Here is a 19804-nt window from a genome sequence, read left to right on the forward strand (position 1 = left end):
CGCATGTCCAGGCAACTGCTCAAGACCCTGGCCCTGGCCATCGAACTGGCCGAGCGCCGGCGCGATGCCGCCAGCCAGGCCCTGGGCCAGGCCCAGCAGCGCCGCGTCGCGGCCGAGCAGCAGCTCGCGCAGCTGAGTGGCTACGCCCAGGAGACCGAGCAGCGCTGGGAATCGCAGGCCCGCATCAGCGCGCTGCCCGAACTCATGCTGCACCACCACCGCTTCATGGCGCGGCTGGACGAGGCCATCGCCATGCAACGCCGCGCCGTGGCCGAGCAACTGCGCCGCGAAGAGATGGCCCGCCAGGCGCTGCTGCAGGCCGAGTTGCGCGTGGCGACGCTGCGCCAGGCGGTGCGCCGCAAGGAAGAGGCCATGGCCCTGGTGCAGACACGCCGCGACCAGCGGCAGACCGATGAAATGGCCGCCGTGCGCCACGCCCTGACGCGGCGCCAGCAGGCCGAGGAGGAAGAACATGGGCATTGAAAAAGGAGCGGCCGCCGGCCACGCGGGCGCCGCCGCGGCGCAGCGGACCGGCGCGGGCGCCAAGGCCGCAGCGCAGGCCGCGGCCGGTGGCGATTTCCTGGCCCTGATGTCGTCCCTGGAGGACGGCCTGGGTCTGGGTGAGGGCGATGCCGCTGGCTGGTTGCCTGGCGCAGCCCAGCCCGAAAGCCAGCGCGGCCGGCGCGATGCCGACGCGCGGCCGGCCGGTGCCCAGCCCGCCGATGCGGCGGCCCTGGCCCTGTTGCTGCCCGTGCCGGCGCCGATGCCGGCCCCGGCCACCCCCGGGCTGGCGCAGCCGCCTTCCGCCGCAGTGGCGGCCGAGGCCACCGCCGCCCAGCTGGTGGTGCAGCCCGAGGACGGCAAGACCACCGGTGCCGGCAGCGGCGCAGGCGAGCACCAGGCAGCGCAGGTGGCACCGGTCGGCGGCCAGGCCGCGCCGGGCACCGCCGCCGTGGCCGATCCGCGCCTGGCACCGCAGTACGCCAGCGTGTTCGAGCAGCTCCAGCAGCACCTGGCTGCGCGCGAGCAGGCGGCACCCGAACCGGCCTCGCGGCAGCCCCCCCCGGTCGCCGCTTGGGCCGGCCAGCCGCGCGAGATGCGCGAGCCGGTCCGGGCCGAGCGGGCCCTGCCAGGCGCCGCGCGTGCCGACGTCCAGGCGCTGGTGCCGGAAGTGGCCGGCCTGGGTGCCGGGGCCGGCGCCCGCCGTGGCGGGCAGGAAGCCGCCGGCGATGGCACGGGCCAGCATGGCGGCGCCCACGGCGCTGCCGGCTGGGCCGCGCCGGATTTCACGCCCACCGTGCAGTACGACGCGACGCTGGCCAACCTGGACGCCTCGGCGCAGCCCGATGCGGCGTTCGACCGGCAACTGGCCGACCAGCTGCGCCATTGGGCCAGCCAGGGCGTGCGCAGCGCCGAGCTGACGGTGGGCACCAGCGAGCCGGTGCAGGTGCGCATCGCGCTGGACGGCAACGAAGCCCAGGTGCAGTTCCGCGCCGAGCATGCCGCCACGCGCGACATGCTGGCCGGCACCGTGGACCAGCTGCGCGACCTGCTCGGCGCTCAGGGCCTGGTGCTGTCCGGCGTGTCGGTTGGTGCGCATGGCGCGCACGACGGCCGTGGCGAGGCGGGAACGCAAGCCGGCGGGCAGGGCGCACGCCAGCCGGCCGCGCAGCCCGCGCCAGCCACCGAGACCGTGGCCGTGGCGGCCGGGTCGCGCCGGCCCGCGGGTGCGCTGGACCTCTATGTCTGAAGAAGGCGGGGCATATATGCCTGTTTTCCCAGCCTAATCCGCTGATCGGCCTGTCGATCCGGGTCAATAATCCGGCCAGAACCGATCCCAGCCCCGAAGACAAAGGAAACCGCCGTGTCCGCTCCTGCTGCCGCCGACGCCGCACCCAAGCCCAAGGGCAAGAAGCCCCTGATCCTGGGTGTCGTGGCCGTCCTGTTGCTGGCTGTGGCTGGCGCGGCCTGGATGCTGCTGGGCCGTGGCCACGCCGACGAGGAAGAGGCCGGCGCCACCCCGCCGCCCGCCGCCCATGCCAAGAAGGGCAAGGAGGCGACGCCGCCCGTCTACCTGCCGCTGGAGAACATGGTGGTGAACCTGGCCGACGCCGGTGGCGAGAAGTTCGCCCAGGTCGGCGTGACGCTGGAGGTCATGGACCAGAAGACCTCCGACCAGGTCAAGGCGCACCTGCCCGGCATCCGCAGTTCGGTGCTGATGCTGGTGTCGCAGCGCACGTCGGAAGAGCTGCTCACGCGCGACGGCAAGGAGAAGCTGGCCCGCGACATCCTGCGCGAAGCCTCCGCGCCGCTGGGCTACGAGGTCGAGGAGGACGAGCCGCCCGCCCAGGAGGGCAAGCCGCGCAAGCGTCCACGCCCGGCCGCGTTCAATCCGATCTACCGCGTGCTGTTCTCCAGTTTCATCATCCAATGAACTCCCCCCAGTCTGCGCGTTGCGCGCTCCGCCAACCCTCCTGTGGGGGGCGCCGCCAGCGGCCGGGCGGAGCCCGTTCCGCGGCGGCTGTCGGCATGGCCTGTTGCGCGGCCTTTTGCGCTGCGACGTGCAGAGGGATGCCGGGACGGCCGGCCGTGTCTGGAGGCCAAGGGGGGCGGTCATGAGCGATTCGTTCCTTTCGCAGGAAGAGGTCGATGCCCTGCTGGAGGGCGTGACCGGCGAGAGCCAGAAGGATGTCGAGGAGGTCGTCGAGACCGGCGAGATCCGCAACTACGACATCTCCAGCCAGGAGCGCATCGTCCGTGGCCGCATGCCGACCATGGAGATCGTGAACGAGCGCTTTGCACGCAACTTCCGCGTCGGCCTGTTCAACCTGATCCGGCGCAGCCCCGAGATCTCGGTCGGCACCGTGACCGTGCAGCGTTACAGCGCCTTCCTGCGCGAGCTGGCCGTGCCCACCAACTTCAACATCATGGCTGTGCGCCCGCTGCGCGGCAGCGGCCTGGTGGTGTGCGAGCCCTCGCTGGTGTTCGGCGTCATCGACACGCTGTACGGCGGCGCTGGCAAGTACCACACCCGCATCGAGGGCCGCGAGTTCTCGGCCACCGAGCAGCGCGTGATCAACCGGCTGCTGGACGTGATCGCGGGCGAGTACAAGAAGGCCTGGCACGGCATCTATCCGCTGGAGCTGGATTACCAGCGCTCGGAGATGCAGCCACAGTTCGCCAACATCGCCACGCCCAGCGAGATCGTGGTGTCCACCGCGTTCCAGCTGGAGATCGGCGACATCGCCGGCGTGATCCATGTCTGCATCCCCTACTCCACGCTGGAGCCGATCCGCGACGTGCTGTATTCGTCCACCCAGGGCGACTCGGTCGAGGTCGACCGGCGCTGGGTCTCGGTGCTGTCGCGCGAGATCCAGTCGGCCGAGGTCACGCTGGTGGCGGAGCTGGCCCAGGCCGAGGCCACCGTGGAACAACTGCTGGCCATGAAGCCGGGCGACTTCATCGAACTCGAACGCCAGCCCAGCATCACCGCCACCATCGGCGGCGTGCCCATCTTCGAGTGCCAATACGGCACGCACAACGCCAAGTACGCGATCCGCATCGAGGAATGCCTGCGCGGCAACGACATCCATCCGGAGGACCGCCATGGCCACTGAAGATCCCAAAGACAACACCGAAGAAGATCCGATGGCCGCCTGGGCCGAGGCGCTGGAGGAGCAGAAGACCGCCGCCGCACCCGATCCCGAGCAGGGCGGCCCGCTGTCCGGGGCCGAAGCTGCACCGCGCCAGGCCTTCAACAAGGACGGCACCATGCAGGACATCAACATGGTGCTGGACATTCCAGTCACCCTGTCGGTGGAGCTGGGCCGCGTGAAGGTGCCAATCAAGTACATCCTGCAACTGGCCCAGGGCTCGGTGGTCGAGCTCGACGCGCTGGCCGGTGAGCCCATGGACGTGCTGGTCAACGGCTACCTGATCGCCCAGGGCGAGGTGGTGGTCGTGAACGACAAGTTCGGCATCCGGCTGACCGACGTGGTGACGCCCTCGGAGCGCCTGCGCCGCGTCAGCCGCGGAGGTTGAGGGCCGATGTCGATTTCCTCGCAGACCCTGCTGGTCGTGGCCTTGTTCGTGGCCGCGCTGTGCACGTTGCCCTGGGCCGTCAAGTGGCTGCAGCGGCGCGTGCAGGGCGGCATGGCCGCTGCCGGCCCGGCCTCGCGCCTGGTCGGCGCGCTGGCCGTGGGGCCGCAGCAGCGCGTGGTGACGGTGGAGGTGGGCCCGCCCGGTGCGCGCACCTGGCTGGTGCTGGGCGTGACGGCGCAGTCGGTCAACCTGCTGCACAGCATGCCGGCCGGTGCGCCGGACTTCGCCGGTGCGCTCGTGAAGGCCGAGGCCATGCCGGCTCCGGCGGCCGAGGTCAAGCCATGAACCCGCGCCTGGCCCTGCTGGCGGGGCTGGCCCTGCTGGCCGGGCCGGCGCTGGCACAGAACAACGCGCAGCTGCCGCTCATCATCGGCAGCGGGCCGGGCGGCAGCAGCTACTCGGTGCCGATCCAGACGCTGCTGTTCTTCACGGCGCTGTCCTTCCTGCCGGCCGTCCTGCTCATGATGACGGGCTTCACGCGCATCGTGATCGTGCTGTCGCTGCTGCGCCAGGCGCTGGGCACGCAGTCGGCGCCGCCCAACCAGGTCGTCGTCGGCCTGTCGCTGTTCCTGACGCTGTTCGTGATGGGGCCGACGCTGGACAAGGTGTACCAGGAGGCCTATGTGCCCTACACCAACAACACCCTGAACTTCGAGCAGGCGGTGGCCCGCGGCGAGGCGCCGATGCGCGAGTTCATGCTCAAGCAGACGCGCCAGTCCGACTTCTCGCTGTTCGCGCGGCTGGCGCAGCTCGATGCCTCGGTCACGGCCGAGACCGCGCCCTTGCGCGTGCTGGTGCCGGCCTTCGTGACCAGCGAGCTCAAGTCGGCCTTCCAGATCGGCTTCATGATCTTCATCCCCTTCCTGGTCATCGACATCGTGGTGGCCAGCGTGCTGATGTCGCTGGGCATGATGATGCTGTCGCCGGTGCTGGTGGCGCTGCCGTTCAAGCTCATGGTGTTCGTGCTGGCCGATGGCTGGAACCTGCTGATCGGCTCGCTCGCGTCGAGCTTCGCACGATGAGCCCGCAGTTCGTCCTGACGCTGGGCCAGGAGGCGCTGACGCTGCTGCTCATGGTGTCGGCCCCGGTGCTGGCCATCGTGCTCGTGGTGGGGCTGGTGATCAGCATCTTCCAGGCCATCACGCAGATCCACGAGGCCACGCTGTCCTTCGTGCCCAAGCTCATCGCCGCGCTGCTGGTGCTGGCGCTGGCCGGGCCCTGGATGCTGACCACGCTGGTGGACTATGTCCGGCGCATGATCGAGATGATTCCGCAGCTGCCCCAATAACCTGCCGCAGTGATCACCTTCAGCGAAGCACAGCTGGTCGCCTGGATCTCGCCGATCCTGTGGCCCTTCCTGCGCGTGCTGGCGCTGTTCACGGCCATGCCGATCTTTTCCATGCGCGCCGTGCCCATGCGCGCGCGCGTGGCGCTGGCCTTCCTGGTCGCGGTGGCGGCCCAGCCCACCCTGGTGGGACAGCCCATCATTGGCATCAACAGCCCGCAGGCGCTGGGTGCGGTGGTGCAACAGGTTGGCATCGGCCTGGCCATCGGCTTTGCGGTGCGGCTGGTGTTCACGGCCGTGGAGCTGGCCGGCGAACTCGTGGGTCTGCAGATGGGCCTGAACTTTGCGGCCTTCTTCGACCCGGCCAGCAACGCGCAGGTCAGCGCCGTCTCGCGCTTCATGGGCACCATCTCCATGCTGCTGTTCATCGTGGTCAATGGCCACCTGATGGTGCTGATGGCCGTGGTCCGCAGCTTCGAGGCCTTCCCGGCCGACGGCAACTTCCTCGACGCGCTGGCGCGGCTGCAGATGCACGGCCTGGGCCGCGAGATCTTCGCGAGCGCACTGTGGATCGCGTTGCCCATGATCGGCCTGCTGCTGTTCGTCAACCTCACGTTGGGCATCGTCTCGCGCGTAGCACCGCAGATGAACGTCTTCGCCGTGGGCTTTCCGGTCACGCTGGTGATGGGGCTGATCGGCATCGCGGCGACGCTGCCGCTCATGGACCAGCCCATGATGGCGCTGATGGAGCGCACCATCGCGCTGTTCGGGCCGCGCTAGTGAAACACCCCCGTTTGGATTTCTCACTGCGTGTAGAAATCCCATCCCCCCTCAAGGGGGCGCCGCGGGCGGCCGGGCAGAGCCCGTTCCGCCGCGTCTGCTGGCATGGCCGGCTCCGCGGCCCCCGCAGCAGTGGCTTGCGCGCCGGTTTTGTGTCCTGCGGGTGGCGCGCCAACGCCATGGAGAGCTGACATGTCGCAGGGCGCGCTGTTCGACGAACCGGCGCAGCAGGGCGTCGTCGTGTTGGGGCGGGACGCCCGCGTGCTGCGCGGCTTCGCGCTGCCCTGGGTGGGCCGGCTGCTGGCCGCGCTGGCCGAGGTCGAGCGCGCCGCGCCGCCGCGGCACATGGTGACACCGGGCGGGCTGGCCATGTCGGTGGCCAACACCAACTGCGGCGCGCTGGGCTGGGTGTCGGACCGGCGCGGCTACCGCTACAGCGCCACCGATCCCGAAAGCGGCCTGCCCTGGCCGGCGATGCCGGCAGCCTTCGCCGAGCTGGCGCTGGCGGCCGCGGCCGCCGCAGGCTTTGCGGGCTATGCGCCCGACGCCTGCCTGGTCAACCACTACCGGCCCGGTACGCGGCTGTCGCTGCACCAGGACAAGGACGAGCGCGACCACCGCGCGCCCATCGTCTCGGTGTCGCTGGGCATGCCCGCAGTGTTCCTGTTCGGCGGGCACACGCGCACCGAGAAGGCCGCGCGCGTGCCGCTGCAGCATGGCGACGTGGTGGTCTGGGGCGGGGTGGACCGGTTGCGCTTTCACGGCGTGCTGCCGCTCAAGGAACTGCCGCACCCGGTGCTGGGCGCCGAGCGCATCAACCTGACGCTGCGTCAGGCCGGCTGAGGCGCGCTGGCCGCGTCGAGCGCGGCGATCTCGCTGTCCGCCAGCTGCAGGGCGGCCGCCCTGGCAAAGCTTTCGACCTGGCGCACGCTGGTGGCGCTGGCGATCGGTGCGGTCACGCCCTCGCGCGCGATCAGCCAGGCCAGCGCGACCTCGGCCGGCGTGGCGCCATGGGGCGCGGCCACGGCGTCGAGTGCGTCCAGGATGGCGGTGCCGCGCTGGCCGAGGTACTTGGCCACCCCCCGGCTGCGCGCGCTGCCGGCCAGGTCGGCCTGGCTGCGGTACTTGCCCGACAGGAAGCCCGAGGCCAGGCTGTAGTAGGTGACGACGCCCAGGCCCTCGCGGATGCACAGGTCGCGCAGCGGGCCTTCGTAGGAGGCGCGGTCCGCCAGGTTGTATTCGGGCTGCAGCACCTGGTAGGCGGGTAGGCCCTGGCTGCGCGCCACGGCCAGCGCATCGCCCAACTGCTGCGCGCTGTAGTTCGACGCGCCGATGGCGCGCACCTTGCCGGCCGCCTGCAGCCTGGCATAGGCGCCCAGCGTGTCCTCGTGCGGGGTGTCCGGGTCGGGCCAGTGCGAGAAATACAGGTCGATGCGTTCCACGCCCAGGCGGCGCAGCGAATCTTCCACGGCGCGTTCGATCCAGCTGGCGGCCAGGCTGCGCTTGCCCAGGCCCATGTCCGAGCCGACCTTGGTGAACAGCACGACCTGGTCGCGCCGGCTCGGCCGGGCCTTGAGCCATTTGCCCAGGATGGTCTCGGACTCGCCGCCCTGGTTGCCGGCAGCCCAGCGCGAGTACACGTCGGCCGTGTCGATGGCGTTGAAGCCGGCATCGACGAAGGCGTCGAGCACCGAGAAGCTGGTGGCTTCGTCGATGGTCCAGCCGAACACGTTGCCGCCGAAGACGACGGGGGCGATGGCGATGCCGGTGGCACCCAGGGGACGCAGTTGCATGGACGATTCCTTCAGACGAGGCCGTTGCGGATGGCGTAGACGGTGAGTTCGGCGTTGTTGGCGAGGTTGAGCTTCTCCAGCGCGCGGGTGCGGTAGACGCTCACGGTCTTGGGGCTCAGCATGAGCTCTTCGGCGATGTCCGACAGGCGCTTGCCGCTGGCGATCTTGACCACGGTCTGCAGCTCGCGTTCGGACAGCGCGGCGTGCAGCGACTCCTGCGCCGGCTTGGCCAGGCTGTCGACCAGCATCTGCGCGACCTCGGGGGTCACGTAGTTGCGGCCCTGGGCCACGGTGCGCACGCCGCGCACCAGTTCCTCGGGGTCGCCGGCCTTGCTGAGGTAGCCCTTGGCACCGGCGCGCAGGCAGCGCAGCGCGTACTGGTCCTCCGGGTACATGGAGACCACCAGCACCTTCACGGTGGCGCCTGCTTCGGTCAGGCTGGTCAGCACCTCCATGCCGCCGCGGCCGGGCATGTTGAGGTCCAGCACCAGCACGTCGCAGGGCGTCTTGCGCAGCAGCTCGCGCACCTCGGCGTAGCTGGAGGCCTCGCCCACGACCTGGATGTCGACGGCCTCGGCCAGCGTGTCGCGGATGCCGCGGCGCACCACGGCATGGTCGTCGCAGAGCACGACGCGGATCATGCGGACTCTCCCTGGGCAAGACGTTCGGCCGCCGCGGCATCCAGCGGGATCGACAGGACGATGGTGGTGCCCGAACCGGGCCGGCTGGAGATGTCGAGCCAGCCTCCGACGGTCTTGGCGCGCTCGGCCAGGCCGCGCAGCCCGAAGGACCGGGGTTTGGCCAGCGCCTCGGGCGCGATGCCGCGGCCGTTGTCGCTGACCTCTAGCGTCAGCACGCCTTCGCCGTCCGACAGGTCGATCGCCACGCGGTTGCACTCGGCGTACTTGGCGGCATTGGTCAGCGCCTCCTGCGCCGTGCGGTAGGCCACCAGCGCCAGGGTCTTGTCGATGTCCACGCCGGCCGGCGGGGCGGCCAGCACGGTGGCCACGCCGGTGCGGCGCTCGAAGGCCTCGGCCAGCCAGCCGATGGCGGCCACCAGGCCCTGGTCGAGGATGGGCGGGCGCAGGTTCATCATGATGCGTTGGCTGGCCTCCAGCGCGTGCTGCAGCATCTCGCTGGCGGCCTGGGTGTGGGCCTGCATCGCGGCGTCCTGCTGGCTGTGGCGGGCGATCCAGGCCAGGTCGAGCCGGATGGCGGCGAGCGAGCCGCCGATGTCGTCGTGCACCTCGCGCGCGATCGCCGCGCGCTCCTGCTCGATGGAGGTCTGCAGGTGCTCGGTCAGCGCGGCCAGGCGGCGCTCGGAGGCCGCCAGCTCGGCGTCGGCCCGGGCCTGGTCCTGGCGCGCCTGCCAGACCTCGATGGCGCGCATGATCACGTGCGGCAGCTTGCCGATGTGGTCCTTGAGCACGTAGTCCGACAGGCCAGTGCGGATGGCCTCGACCGCAGCGGCCTCGCCGATGGCCCCCGACAGCAGCACGAAGGGCGGGCGCTGCGCGCGCGTGCGCAGCAGGGCCCAGGCATCCAGCGCGGTGAAGCCGGCCAGGTGGTAGTCGGCCAGGACCACGTCGAAGCGAGCCTGCTCCAGGCGCAGCGCGAAGTCCTCCAGCGTTTCCACGCGCTCCATGGCGAAGGCCATGCCATGCTTGCGCAGCGTCAGGGCCACGAGCTGGTGGTCGATTTCGGAATCTTCCAGGTGCAGGACCCGGATCGGAGCAGGGGTGGCGTTGTCGGCCATGGACGGGCTTGCGGGGGTGATGGGAGCTGTACGGCACGCAACGCCTGTCTCCCCGGCGCTGCACTTCGTCGCCCCATCCTACACATTTGGTGAGCCTGTCCCCAAACCGCACTAATATCAGGCAAACATTCGCTCAGTAATGCAGCTTCTCCCGTGTTATGGAGACACCCATGTCGGCAGAGTCAGACCAGTCCCAGACACCGGCAGTGCAGCTGCCGGTCATGGTCGTGGCCGACCTCCAGGACTCGCTGATGGTCGTGATGCACGACCTGCAACGGCTGGACAGCCTGCTGGCCCACACCATGGACAACCTGATGGAGCGCTTCGACAAGGTGCACAGCGCCTTGGCGGAGCCGCAGCACCACGAGGCCCTGGGCCAGGTGCGCGGCACGCTGCGCGACGCCGTGACCGAGCTGCAGTTCCAGGACATGGCCTCGCAACTGATCGCCCACACCACCAAGGTGCTGCAGGGCTGCGCCTACAAGCTGGCCGCCGAATCCATGGGGGAGGGCCCCGATGAGGAGCCTGCCGCACCGTTCGGCGCCCCGACCAACGGCCGCCCCAATCCCGTCACCCAGAGCGAGATGGACGCTGGTTCGATCGAGCTGTTCTGACCCTCCTTGCACACACTGCCTACCTCGCCCGGAGTTCTTCCAATGCATTCGATCCTCGCCGTAGACGACTCGCCTTCCATGCGCAAGATGGTGTCGTTCACCCTGACCGGGGCCGGCTACAACGTGGTGGAGGCTGTGGACGGCCAGGACGCCTACGAGAAAGCCCAGGCCCAGTCCATCGACCTGGTACTGGCCGACCAGAACATGCCCCGGCTGGACGGCCTGGGCCTGACGCGCAAGCTGCGCGAGAACCCCAAGTTCAAGACCGTGCCCATTTTGATCCTGACCACCGAATCGAGCGACCAGATGAAGCAGGCCGGCCGTTCGGCCGGGGCCACCGGCTGGCTGGTCAAGCCCTTCGATCCGGCGCGCCTGATCGAAGTCATCCAGAAAGTCATCCGCTGACCGCCGCGAGGAGCTTGCATGGCTGAACACACCCAGGAAGCCGGAGGCGGTGGCGCCGACTTCGATCTGAGCCAGTTCTACGAGATCTTCTTCGAGGAGGCCGGTGAGAACCTGGACCAGATGGAGCAGATGCTGGTCGGGCTGGACCTCTCGCAGGCCGACGACGAGGCGCTGAACGGCATCTTCCGCTGCGCCCACTCGATCAAGGGTGGCGCGGCGACCTTCGGTTTCCGCGACGTGACCGAACTCACACACCACATGGAGTCGCTGCTGGACAAGCTGCGCCGCCACGAGATCACGCCCGTGCCGCAGATGGTGGACGTGCTGCTGGAGTCGGCCGACGCCTCGCGCAGCCTGCTCGCGCGCCACCAGAACGGTGGCCAGGGCGAGGTGCCGCCGACGGCCGGGCTGGTGCAGCGCATCGCCGATCTGGCGGCGGGTCATGCGCCTGTGGCGGCGGCACCTGCACCTGCACCTGCCCCTGCACCGGTTCCCGCACCGGCGCCCGCCCCCGTGGTGGCTGCGGAGCCGCTGCCGCCTGGCGTGCGCCGCCTGAAGATCCACATCGGGCCGCTGCCGCAGCCCGAACTGGCCGATGCGCTGCAGGATCTGTTCCGCGACATCCCCGGCCTGGGCACGATGACGCCGCTGGACAGCGCGCAACCAGACCGCCGCAGCTACGACGTGACGACCAGTTCGTCCAACGAGGATCTGCTCGACCTGTTCGTCTTCCACGTGGCCAAGGAACTGGTGGACATCCATGAAGAGGGCGCGGCGCCCTCGGAAGATCCGCTGGCCGCCGAAGAGGCGCGCGCTGCCGCGCTGGACCAGGCCGCAGCGCAGGGCCGGCCGGCGAGCCCGCCGGTACCCGAGAGCGAGAGCTTCGGCTTCTTCCAGGAACTGCCCGCCCCGGCGCCGTCCGCTGCCGCCGCCCCGGCCCGTGCCGCTGCCGCGGCGCCGGCTGGCGCGGCTGGCGCGGCCAGCCAGTCTTCGCTGGAGGCGACCTCGATCCGCGTGGCCGTCAGCAAGGTCGACCAGATCATCAACCTGGTGGGCGAACTCGTCATCACCCAGGCCATGCTGGCGCAGAACAGCCGGGCGCTGGAGCCGGCGCTGCACCAGCAGCTGTTCGCCGGCCTGGCCGACCTGGACCGCAACACGCGCGATCTGCAGGAATCGGTCATGTCGATCCGCATGATCCCGATGTCCTTCGTGTTCAACCGCTTCCCGCGCATGCTGCGCGACCTGGCCAACAAGCTGGGCAAGAAGGTGGACTTCGTCACGCAGGGCGAGGCGACCGAACTGGACAAGGGCTTGGTGGAGAAGATCACCGACCCGCTGACCCACCTGGTGCGCAACAGCTGCGACCATGGCATCGAGATGCCGGCCGACCGCCTGGCCGCCGGCAAGCCCGAGCACGGCACCATCACGCTGGCGGCCTCGCACCAGGGCGGCTCCATCGTGATCGAGGTGCGCGACGACGGCAAGGGCCTGTCGCGCGAGAAGATCCTGTCCAAGGCGCGCGAGCGCGGCCTGGCGGTGTCCGACAGCATGCCCGACAGCGAGGTCTGGCAGCTGATCTTCGCGCCGGGCTTCTCCACCGCCGAGGTGGTGACCGACGTGTCGGGCCGCGGCGTGGGCATGGACGTGGTCAAGCGCAACATCGCGGCCCTGGGCGGCACGGTGGACATCGATTCGGACTTCGGCCGCGGCATGAAGGTCTCGGTGCGGCTGCCGCTGACGCTGGCCATCATGGACGGCATGTCGGTGCGCGTGGGCGACGAGGTCTACATCCTGCCGCTGTCGGCGGTGGTGGAGTCCTTCCAGGTGCAGGACGACGCCGTCAGCACGGTGGCGCAGGGCGCGCAACTGGTCAAGGTGCGGGACGAGTTCATGCCCGTGATCGAGCTGGAGCGCCTGTTCCAGGTGCCGCCTTCGACCGACAACGGCGGCAGCGGCATCATGGTGGTGGTGGAGTCCGAGGGCAGCCGGGCCGCGCTGCTGGTGTCCGAGTTGCTGGGCCAGCACCAGGTGGTGGTGAAGAACCTGGAATCCAACTACCGCAAGGTGGCGAACGTCTCGGGCGCCACCATCCTGGGCGACGGCAAGGTCGCCCTCATTCTTGACATTGGCGCACTGGTGCGCCGCACGCGGCATTGACGGGGATCGGCATGGCAGCAGTTCTGGAACAGAGCGACGGCGCGAACGCAACGGTGGCGGGCGAGTACCTGACCTTCCGGCTCGGCCAGGAGGAGTACGGCATCGACATCCTGAAGGTGCAGGAGATCCGCGGCTACGAGCAGCCCACGCGCATCGCGCACGCGCCGCACTTCCTCAAGGGCGTGGTGAACCTGCGCGGCACCATCGTGCCCATCGTCGACATGCGGCTGAAGTTCAACTGCTCGCAGGCCGAGTACAACAGCTTCACGGTGGTCATCATCCTGCACCTGCGCGCGCGCATCGTGGGCATCGTGGTGGACTCGGTCAGCGACGTGCTGCAGCTGCAGGCGGACCAGATCCGCCCGGCGCCCGAAGTCGAGACCTCGGTGGACGCGAACTGCATCGTGGGCCTGGGGGCACTCAGCGAACGCATGCTGATCCTGCTGGACATCGAGCGCCTGATGTCGGGCGTGGACATGGGGCTGGTGGCGGCCTGAGCCGCGCCGCGCACACCATGGCGGCTGTCATGGCAACCGGTCAGGACGCTTCGGTCGGCCGCGAATTCGCCTGGACCCAGGCGGACTTCACGCGCGTGCAGCGCCTGATTTACCAGCGCGCCGGCATCTCCCTGCACGACGGCAAGCACGCCATGGTCTACAGCCGGCTGTCGCGCCGCCTGCGCGACACCGGCTACAACAGCTTCGACGACTACCTGAGCTGGCTGGAGCGCGACGACGGCGCCGAATGGCAGGAGTTCGTCAACGCGCTGACCACCAACCTCACGGCCTTCTTCCGCGAGCAGCACCATTTCGTGCTGCTGGACCAGCACCTGCGCCAACACCGGCCGGCCGGCAGCGGCTGGCGCATCTGGTGCAGCGCGGCCTCGACCGGCGAGGAACCGTATTCCATCGTCATGACGGCGATGGAGGCGCTGGGCGGGGCCACCGGCTTCGGCCTGTGGGCCAGCGACATCGATTCCAAGGTGCTGGCCACGGCGCAGCGCGGCGTGTACCGGCTCGAATCGCTCAAGGGCGTGAGCCAGGAGCGGCTGCAGCGCTTCTTCCTGCGGGGCAAGGGCAGCAACGAGGGCCTTGTGCGCGTGCGGCCCGAGCTGATCAAGGCGGTCGACTTCCTGCCCGTGAACCTGATCCGCAACGACTGGCCGTTCCGCGAGCCCTTCGACGTGGTGTTCTGCCGCAACGTGATGATCTATTTCGATGCGCCGACGCAGCGCCAGGTGCTGGAACGCATCCACCGCGTGATGCGGCCGGGCGGCCTGCTGTTCGTGGGCCATGCCGAGAATTTCAGCGAGTCGCGTGACCTGTTCACGCTCAAGGGAAAGACCGCATATGAGCGTCGCTGAAACAGGCTTTGTCGGTGGCCGCCGCGCGCCGCCGCCCACCGCCGCACCTGCGGCGCGCAGCGGGCCGGGTGCGGTGTCGCTCCAGCAGCTCAAGAGCGCGCCGCGCAAGCCGGGCGAGGCCTCCTTCTTCTACCTGGACCACCACTTCCAGTACAACGCCGTGAAGGTGTTGCCGGGCGAGTACTTCGTCTCGGGCGACGACATCGTGATGATGACGGTGCTGGGCTCGTGCATCTCGGCCTGCCTGTGGGATTCGCGCGCGCGCATCGGCGGCATGAACCACTTCATGTTGCCCGAAGGCGGCGGCGAGGACGGCTTCGGCCGCTACGGCTCCTACGCGATGGAACTGCTGATCAACGAACTGCTCAAGAGCGGCGCGCGGCGCGAATCGCTGCAGGCCAAGATCTTCGGCGGCGCCCAGGTGATGGCCAACTTCACGACCATGAACGTGGGCGAGCGCAACACCAAGTTCGTGGTGGACTACCTGCAGACCGAGCGCATCCCGCTGCTGTCGCAGGACGTGCTGGACATCTACCCGCGCAAGGTCTGCTTCTTCCCGGAGACGGGCAAGGCCATGGTCAAGCGGCTGGCCCATGCCCATCCGGAGCAGATCGAGATCCACGAGAAGAACGGCAATGCCGCCACCGTGGCCAAGTCCAACGCTGGCGGCTCCGTCGACCTGTTCTGACCATGGCCAAGATCCGTGTCCTGGTGGTGGACGACTCGGCGCTGGTGCGCAGCCTGCTGGCGGAGATCATCAACCGCCAGCCCGACATGACCTGCATCGGTGCGGCCAACGACCCCTTGGTGGCGCGCGAGATGATCCGCGAGCTCAATCCCGACGTGGTGACGCTGGACGTGGAGATGCCGCGCATGGACGGCATCGATTTCCTGGGCCGGCTGATGCGCTTGCGGCCCATGCCGGTGGTGATGGTCTCCACGCTGACGGCGCAGGGTGCCGAGGTGACGCTGCGGGCACTCGAGCTGGGCGCGGTGGACTTCGTGGCCAAGCCGCGCATCGGCCTGGCTACCGGGCTGCAGGAGCTGGCTGGCGACATCGTCGAGAAGGTGCGCGTGGCCTCGGTGGCCAAGTTCCGCAAGCCGGCACCCGTGGTGGCCGCACCGTCCGGCACTGCCGCACCCGCCAGCCCGGCGCCGCGCAGCGGCCTGTTGGGCCGCGTGTCGACGGAGAAGCTGATCTGCATCGGAGCCTCCACGGGTGGCACCGAGGCGATCCGTGAGGTGCTGGTGGCGATGCCGGCCGATGCGCCGGCCATCGTGATCACCCAGCACATGCCGCCGGGCTTCACGACCAGCTTCGCGGCGCGGCTGAACGGGCTGTGCCGCATCACCGTCAAGGAAGCGCAGCACGGCGAGCGCATCCTGCCGGGCCACGCCTACATCGCGCCGGGCGGGCGCCAGTTCCGCATCGAGCGCAGCGGCGCCAACTACATGGCGGTGGTGGAGGACGCGCCGCCGGTGAACCGGCACAAGCCTTCGGTGGAGGTGCTGTTCCTGTCGGCGGCGGCGCTGGTGGGCCGCAATGCCTACGGCATCATGCTGACCGGCATGGGCAACGATGGCGCGCGTGCCATGCGCGAGATGCACGACAAGGGCAGCTACAACTACGCCCAGGACGAGGCCAGCTGTGTGGTGTTCGGCATGCCCAAGGAGGCGATCGCCCATGGCGCCGTGGACGAGGTGCTGCCGCTGAACCAGATCGCACCGGCCCTTCTGGCCAAGCTGGGCAGCGCCACCGACCGGCTGCACCACCGCATCTGATCAGAGCATCGCGTCGGGCGCGAGCGGGCCGATCAGCTTGAGCAGCCACTGCATGCCCAGGCCCGCATCGGGCTCGAAGCGGGTGCGGATGGGTGGGCCGTCGGGCGCGTGCCAGACCAGCCGGCCGTCTTCTAGCGCGACGCGGTAGGCGTCCTGCTCCAGCACGGGCTTGGCCATGTCTTCGGCCTGGCGGGCGAGCGTGCCGCTGCGGATCAGCAGCGCGATCTCGCTGTTCTGCAGCTGCGAGCGCAGGTCCAGGTTCATCGAGCCGACCACCAGCAGGCTGTGGTCCAGCACCAGGGTCTTGGCATGCAGGCTCGCGCGCGAGGCGCCGACACTGCCGCCCGCGCCGGGTTGGCGCGGGGGGCTGCTTTCGGAGCCGCGGCGCGCCACGCGCGCCATGCCGGCCGAGCCGCCGGTCAGCACCGAGTCGCCCGCGCCGAGCTCGGCCCGCATCTCGTAGAGCTCCACACCCATCTCCAGCAGGCGCTTGCGGTAGCGCGCGTAGCCCACATGGGCCAACGGAGCATCGGTGGCGGCCAGCGAATTGGTCAGCACGCGCACGCGCACGCCGGCGCGGCGCAGTTGCGCGAACACGTCCATCATGGGTTCGCCGGGCACGAAGTAGGGCGAGACGATGAACAGGTCTTCGCGCGTGGCCGCCATCAGGCGCAGCAGGCCATCGACCACGGTGTCGTCCTGGCCTTCCTGTTCGGATGCGATCTTGTCGGCCTTGTCCACCAGCAGCAGCGAGGGGGCCCAGGTCAGCCGCGCGGGTGAGAGGTCCAGCGGCGATGCGCCGGGGTCGGCGTCGGGCTGGTCGAGCGGATCGTCGGGCTTCTTGAGCGCGTCGAGTTCGTCGGGGCTCAGCAACGATTGCACGGGGTAGGCGAGTTCGTTGTTCCAGTAGGCGTCGAAGCTGGCCGACATGGTGCGCACGATGCGGCCGGCGGCCAGCACGTCGAGGTCGATGAAGTTGCTCTCTTCGCCCTGGCCAAAGTAGGCGTCGCCGAGGTTGCGCCCGCCCGTGATGCCCACGGTGTTGTCGGCGATGAAGGCCTTGTTGTGCATGCGCCGCTGGGCCTGTTCGATGTTGCCCAGCGACCCCAGCAGCCGGCCGGCGAGCGAGCGCCGCGAACCGGGCAGCGGGTTGTACAGCCGGACCTCGATGTTGGGAACGAAGGCCAGCCGCAGCACCTGCGCGTTGGCGCCCGTGGTGTTGAAGTCGTCCAGCAGGATGCGCACACGCACGCCGCGCGCGGCCGCCTCGCGCAGGCGCTGCAGCAGCTGGCCGGTGCTGGGGTCGGCAAGGATGGCGTAGTACTGCAGGTCCAGCGTCTTGTCGGCCGCGTCGATCAGACTGAGCCGGCTGGTGTAGGCGGCTTCGGTTCCGCCCAGCAGCCGAAAGCCCGAACCGTGGCGTTGGCCGGTGCGGGCGATGTGTTCGGCCACACTGCGGCCCAGACGTGTGTCGTCGGCCTGTTGCAGGGCGTGGGAGACAGGGCGCTGCACCTCGGACGGCAGGCTGGCACAGGCGGTGAGGCACAGCGCCATCCACGCGATGAACAGCCGCAGGACCGACAAGGGGGAGGGCTGAGACTGGAGGCGGCTGGACTGCTGCATGGCGCCATGAAGGTAGCCATGCGCCGAAGCGGTGTCTGTAGGCGCAGCCGCTGCGCCATTGTGGGCTCAGCCCGCCTGGTCGAGGACTTCCCAGCGCTCCATGGCTTGCAGCAGTTCTTCGTCCAGCGTGCTGTGGCGCCGGGCCAGTTCAGTGGCGCGGGCGCCGTTGGTGGCGTAGAGGGCACCGCCGTCGAGTTCGGCATCGATCTGCTTCTGTTCGGCTTCCAGCGCGGCGATGCGGGCAGGCAGTGTCTCCAGCTCGCGTTGCTCCTTGTAGCTGAGTTTGCGGCGCGCCGGCGCTGCCGCGGCGGCGGTGGCACTGGGCTTGGGGGGCGCGGCGGGCTCTGGTGCGGCCGCGGTGGCGGCCTCGTGGGCGCGCACGCGGCGCGACTGGTCCAGCCAATCCTGCACCGAGCCTTCGTACTCACGCCAGCGCGCCGGCTGCTGCGGCGTGGGCTCGTGGGCGATGATGCTCGTCACCACGTTGTCGACGAAGGCGCGGTCGTGGCTGACCAGGAACACGGTGCCGGGGTAGTCCTGCAGCAGCTCCTCGAGCAGTTCCAGCGTGTCGATGTCCAGGTCGTTGGTCGGCTCGTCGAGCACCAGCACGTTGGCCGGGCGCGCGAACAGCCGGGCCAGCAGCAGGCGGTTGCGCTCGCCGCCAGAGAGCGAGCGGACAGGAGAGTTGGCGCGGGCCGGCGAGAACAGGAAGTCGCCCAGGTAGCTCTTGACGTGTTTGCGCTGGTTGCCGATCTCGATCCATTCGCTGCCGGGGCTGATGAAGTCCTCCAGTGTGGCGTCCAGGTCGATCGCATTGCGCATCTGGTCGAAGTAGGCCACTTCCAGGTTGCTGCCGCGGCGCACGCTGCCCTTGTCGGGCTCCAGCTCGCCCAGGATCAGCTTGAGCAGCGTGGTCTTGCCGGCGCCGTTGGCGCCCAGCAGGCCGACCTTGTCGCCGCGCAGGATGGTGGCGGTGAAGTCTTGCACGATGCTGCGCTTGCCGAACGACAGGCCGACTTCGGTCAGCTCGGCGACGATCTTGCCGCTGCTCTGGCCGGTGGCCAGGTCCATGCGCACGCGGCCCACCGCATCACGCCGCGCAGCGCTGGACGCGCGCAAGGCCTCGAGCCGGCCGATGCGGCTCTGGCTGCGGGTGCGCCGCGCTTCCACGCCTTTGCGCACCCAGACCTCCTCCTGGGCGAGCAGCTTGTCGGCCTTGGCGTTGATCACGGCTTCCTGCGCCGCCTGCTCTGCCTTGTCGCGCTGGTAAGTGGCGAAGTTGCCCGGGTAGGACATCAGCTGGCCGCGGTCCAGCTCGACGATGCGCGTGGCGACGCGGTCCAGAAAGCTGCGGTCGTGCGTGATGGTCACGATGCTGCCCTTGAAGTCGATCAGCAGTTCTTCCAGCCAGGCGATCGAATCGAGGTCCAGGTGGTTGGTCGGCTCGTCCAGGAACAGAACGTCCGGGCGGGCGACGAGCGCCTGCGCCAGCGCAACGCGCTTGCGCGTGCCACCCGAGAGGTCGCCCACGCGGGCGTCGGCGTCCAGGTGCAGGCGCTGCAGCGTCTCGGTCACGCGCTGCTCCCAATTCCAGGCATCGAAGGCCTCGACCTGCGTCTGCAATGCGTCCAGATCGATGCCGTCCGCGCCCGACAGATAGGCGTCGCGCGCGGCGATTGCCGTGGCGAGCCCGGCGCTGGCAGCGGCGAAGACGCTGTCGTCGGCCTGCAGCACGGGCTCCTGGGCGACAAACGCCAGCCGCAGGCCTTGCTGCACATGCATGGTGCCGTCGTCAGGTTTCTCGATGCCCGCCAGAATCTTCAGCAGCGAAGACTTGCCCGCCCCGTTGCGCCCGATGAGCCCCACGCGCTCGGCGCTTTCGAGGGAGAACTGTGCGCCGTCGAGCAACGCAACGTGACCGAACGCGAGATGCGCATCCAAGAGAGAGATCAAAGCCATAGGATGAAAATTATCCCGGCATCGTCACCTCGCGGCACGCGCCAGCACCACATCGTCGAAAAAAGTTTGCGGGAGCAGGACAAGCTGTTGTATAGTCGTGGGCTTCGCTGATCACTGCTTCAAACGCTGTGATCCACCAGCTCGGCCAAGCTGCTCGGCAGGTTGAAAAAGAAAGCGAAAAAA

Annotated in this window: 22 protein-coding genes; 17 read left to right on the forward strand and 5 right to left on the reverse strand. The window is 69.4% G+C overall.

The genetic code is table 11. The annotated features are described in order from the left end of the window. The first annotated feature begins 3 nt into the window (after nt 1-3). From fliJ to alkB, 10 genes are all read left to right on the forward strand, one after another. A complete protein-coding gene (gene fliJ / locus ASF45_RS21250) occupies nt 4-483 on the forward strand; it encodes a flagellar export protein FliJ (RefSeq protein WP_056667508.1) in 480 nt (159 codons plus the stop codon). Beyond that, nucleotides 473-1750, forward strand: coding sequence for a flagellar hook-length control protein FliK (locus tag ASF45_RS21255; protein WP_056667512.1), 1278 nt, complete (start codon nt 473-475; stop codon nt 1748-1750). Before fliJ ends, ASF45_RS21255 begins: the two co-directional genes overlap by 11 nt. Nucleotides 1751-1864: 114 nt before the next feature. Then, a complete protein-coding gene (gene fliL, locus ASF45_RS21260; RefSeq protein WP_056667515.1) occupies nt 1865-2434 on the forward strand; it encodes a flagellar basal body-associated protein FliL in 570 nt (189 codons plus the stop codon). A gap of 181 nt (nt 2435-2615) precedes the next feature. Beyond that, entirely contained in the window at nt 2616-3617 is a 1002-nt protein-coding gene (gene fliM, locus ASF45_RS21265) for a flagellar motor switch protein FliM (protein WP_056667517.1), read from the forward strand. After that, on the forward strand, nt 3607-4041 hold the full coding sequence (gene fliN / locus ASF45_RS21270) for a flagellar motor switch protein FliN (protein ID WP_056667520.1): 435 nt from the start codon (nt 3607-3609) through the stop codon (nt 4039-4041). Before fliM ends, fliN begins: the two co-directional genes overlap by 11 nt. Before the next feature lie 6 nt (nt 4042-4047). Beyond that, complete coding sequence (locus ASF45_RS21275) at nt 4048-4386, forward strand: flagellar biosynthetic protein FliO (protein WP_056667523.1); 339 nt, start codon at nt 4048-4050, stop codon at nt 4384-4386. Beyond that, on the forward strand, nt 4383-5123 hold the full coding sequence (gene fliP, locus ASF45_RS21280) for a flagellar type III secretion system pore protein FliP (RefSeq protein ID WP_056667527.1): 741 nt from the start codon (nt 4383-4385) through the stop codon (nt 5121-5123). The genes ASF45_RS21275 and fliP overlap by 4 nt, the downstream gene beginning before the upstream one ends. Further along, nucleotides 5120-5389 carry a flagellar biosynthesis protein FliQ gene (fliQ, locus tag ASF45_RS21285; RefSeq protein ID WP_056667529.1) on the forward strand — a complete coding sequence of 90 codons (270 nt, stop codon included), beginning with the start codon at nt 5120-5122 and terminating at the stop codon, nt 5387-5389. Before fliP ends, fliQ begins: the two co-directional genes overlap by 4 nt. Before the next feature lie 9 nt (nt 5390-5398). After that, nucleotides 5399-6166 (forward strand): flagellar biosynthetic protein FliR, encoded by a 768-nt coding sequence (gene fliR / locus ASF45_RS21290; RefSeq protein WP_056667532.1) that lies wholly within the window; start codon nt 5399-5401, stop codon nt 6164-6166. A 192-nt stretch (nt 6167-6358) separates the two neighbouring features. Further along, entirely contained in the window at nt 6359-7009 is a 651-nt protein-coding gene (gene alkB / locus ASF45_RS21295) for a DNA oxidative demethylase AlkB (RefSeq protein WP_056667535.1), read from the forward strand. Here the strand turns inward: alkB and ASF45_RS21300 are convergent. From ASF45_RS21300 to ASF45_RS21310, 3 genes are read right to left on the reverse strand one after another with little or no spacing between them, the layout of a single operon-like run. Next, nucleotides 6997-7959 carry an aldo/keto reductase gene (locus ASF45_RS21300; RefSeq protein WP_056667537.1) on the reverse strand — a complete coding sequence of 321 codons (963 nt, stop codon included), beginning with the start codon at nt 7957-7959 and terminating at the stop codon, nt 6997-6999. The genes alkB and ASF45_RS21300 overlap by 13 nt on opposite strands. A gap of 11 nt (nt 7960-7970) precedes the next feature. Beyond that, on the reverse strand, nt 7971-8600 hold the full coding sequence (locus tag ASF45_RS21305) for a response regulator transcription factor (protein WP_056667540.1): 630 nt from the start codon (nt 8598-8600) through the stop codon (nt 7971-7973). Beyond that, nucleotides 8597-9715 (reverse strand): ATP-binding protein, encoded by a 1119-nt coding sequence (locus tag ASF45_RS21310; protein WP_056667543.1) that lies wholly within the window; start codon nt 9713-9715, stop codon nt 8597-8599. Before ASF45_RS21310 ends, ASF45_RS21305 begins: the two co-directional genes overlap by 4 nt. Before the next feature lie 170 nt (nt 9716-9885). On the opposite strand from ASF45_RS21310, the gene ASF45_RS21315 reads away from it, so the two are divergent. The 7 genes from ASF45_RS21315 to ASF45_RS21345 are packed head-to-tail and all read left to right on the forward strand — an operon-like array spanning nt 9886 to nt 16039. Then, on the forward strand, nt 9886-10329 hold the full coding sequence (locus tag ASF45_RS21315; RefSeq protein ID WP_056667545.1) for a hypothetical protein: 444 nt from the start codon (nt 9886-9888) through the stop codon (nt 10327-10329). 42 nt (nt 10330-10371) lie between these two features. Next, nucleotides 10372-10734 carry a response regulator gene (locus ASF45_RS21320; protein WP_056667547.1) on the forward strand — a complete coding sequence of 121 codons (363 nt, stop codon included), beginning with the start codon at nt 10372-10374 and terminating at the stop codon, nt 10732-10734. 18 nt (nt 10735-10752) lie between these two features. After that, nucleotides 10753-12894, forward strand: coding sequence for a chemotaxis protein CheW (locus tag ASF45_RS21325; RefSeq protein WP_056667549.1), 2142 nt, complete (start codon nt 10753-10755; stop codon nt 12892-12894). 11 nt (nt 12895-12905) lie between these two features. Further along, nucleotides 12906-13391: a chemotaxis protein CheW gene (locus ASF45_RS21330; RefSeq protein ID WP_056667560.1), complete on the forward strand. Its 486-nt coding sequence runs from the start codon at nt 12906-12908 to the stop codon at nt 13389-13391. Between the two features lie 29 nt (nt 13392-13420). Next, on the forward strand, nt 13421-14257 hold the full coding sequence (locus tag ASF45_RS21335; RefSeq protein WP_235580993.1) for a CheR family methyltransferase: 837 nt from the start codon (nt 13421-13423) through the stop codon (nt 14255-14257). Then, the gene (gene cheD, locus ASF45_RS21340; RefSeq protein WP_082551182.1) at nt 14244-14945 is read left to right on the forward strand and encodes a chemoreceptor glutamine deamidase CheD; all 702 of its coding nucleotides are present in this window, start codon (nt 14244-14246) and stop codon (nt 14943-14945) included. The genes ASF45_RS21335 and cheD overlap by 14 nt, the downstream gene beginning before the upstream one ends. Before the next feature lie 2 nt (nt 14946-14947). Next, nucleotides 14948-16039: a chemotaxis response regulator protein-glutamate methylesterase gene (locus ASF45_RS21345; protein ID WP_056667553.1), complete on the forward strand. Its 1092-nt coding sequence runs from the start codon at nt 14948-14950 to the stop codon at nt 16037-16039. Here the strand turns inward: ASF45_RS21345 and ASF45_RS21350 are convergent, their stop codons facing one another. Together ASF45_RS21350 and ASF45_RS21355 are read right to left on the reverse strand one after the other, a co-directional pair. Beyond that, nucleotides 16040-17662, reverse strand: coding sequence for a phosphatidylserine/phosphatidylglycerophosphate/cardiolipin synthase family protein (locus tag ASF45_RS21350; protein WP_156473124.1), 1623 nt, complete (start codon nt 17660-17662; stop codon nt 16040-16042). A gap of 66 nt (nt 17663-17728) precedes the next feature. Further along, complete coding sequence (locus ASF45_RS21355) at nt 17729-19621, reverse strand: ABC-F family ATP-binding cassette domain-containing protein (protein ID WP_056667556.1); 1893 nt, start codon at nt 19619-19621, stop codon at nt 17729-17731. Nucleotides 19622-19804: the final 183 nt, after the last annotated feature.

This window comes from Pseudorhodoferax sp. Leaf265 (genome assembly GCF_001422365.1).
GTDB lineage: Bacteria > Pseudomonadota > Gammaproteobacteria > Burkholderiales > Burkholderiaceae_C > Pseudorhodoferax.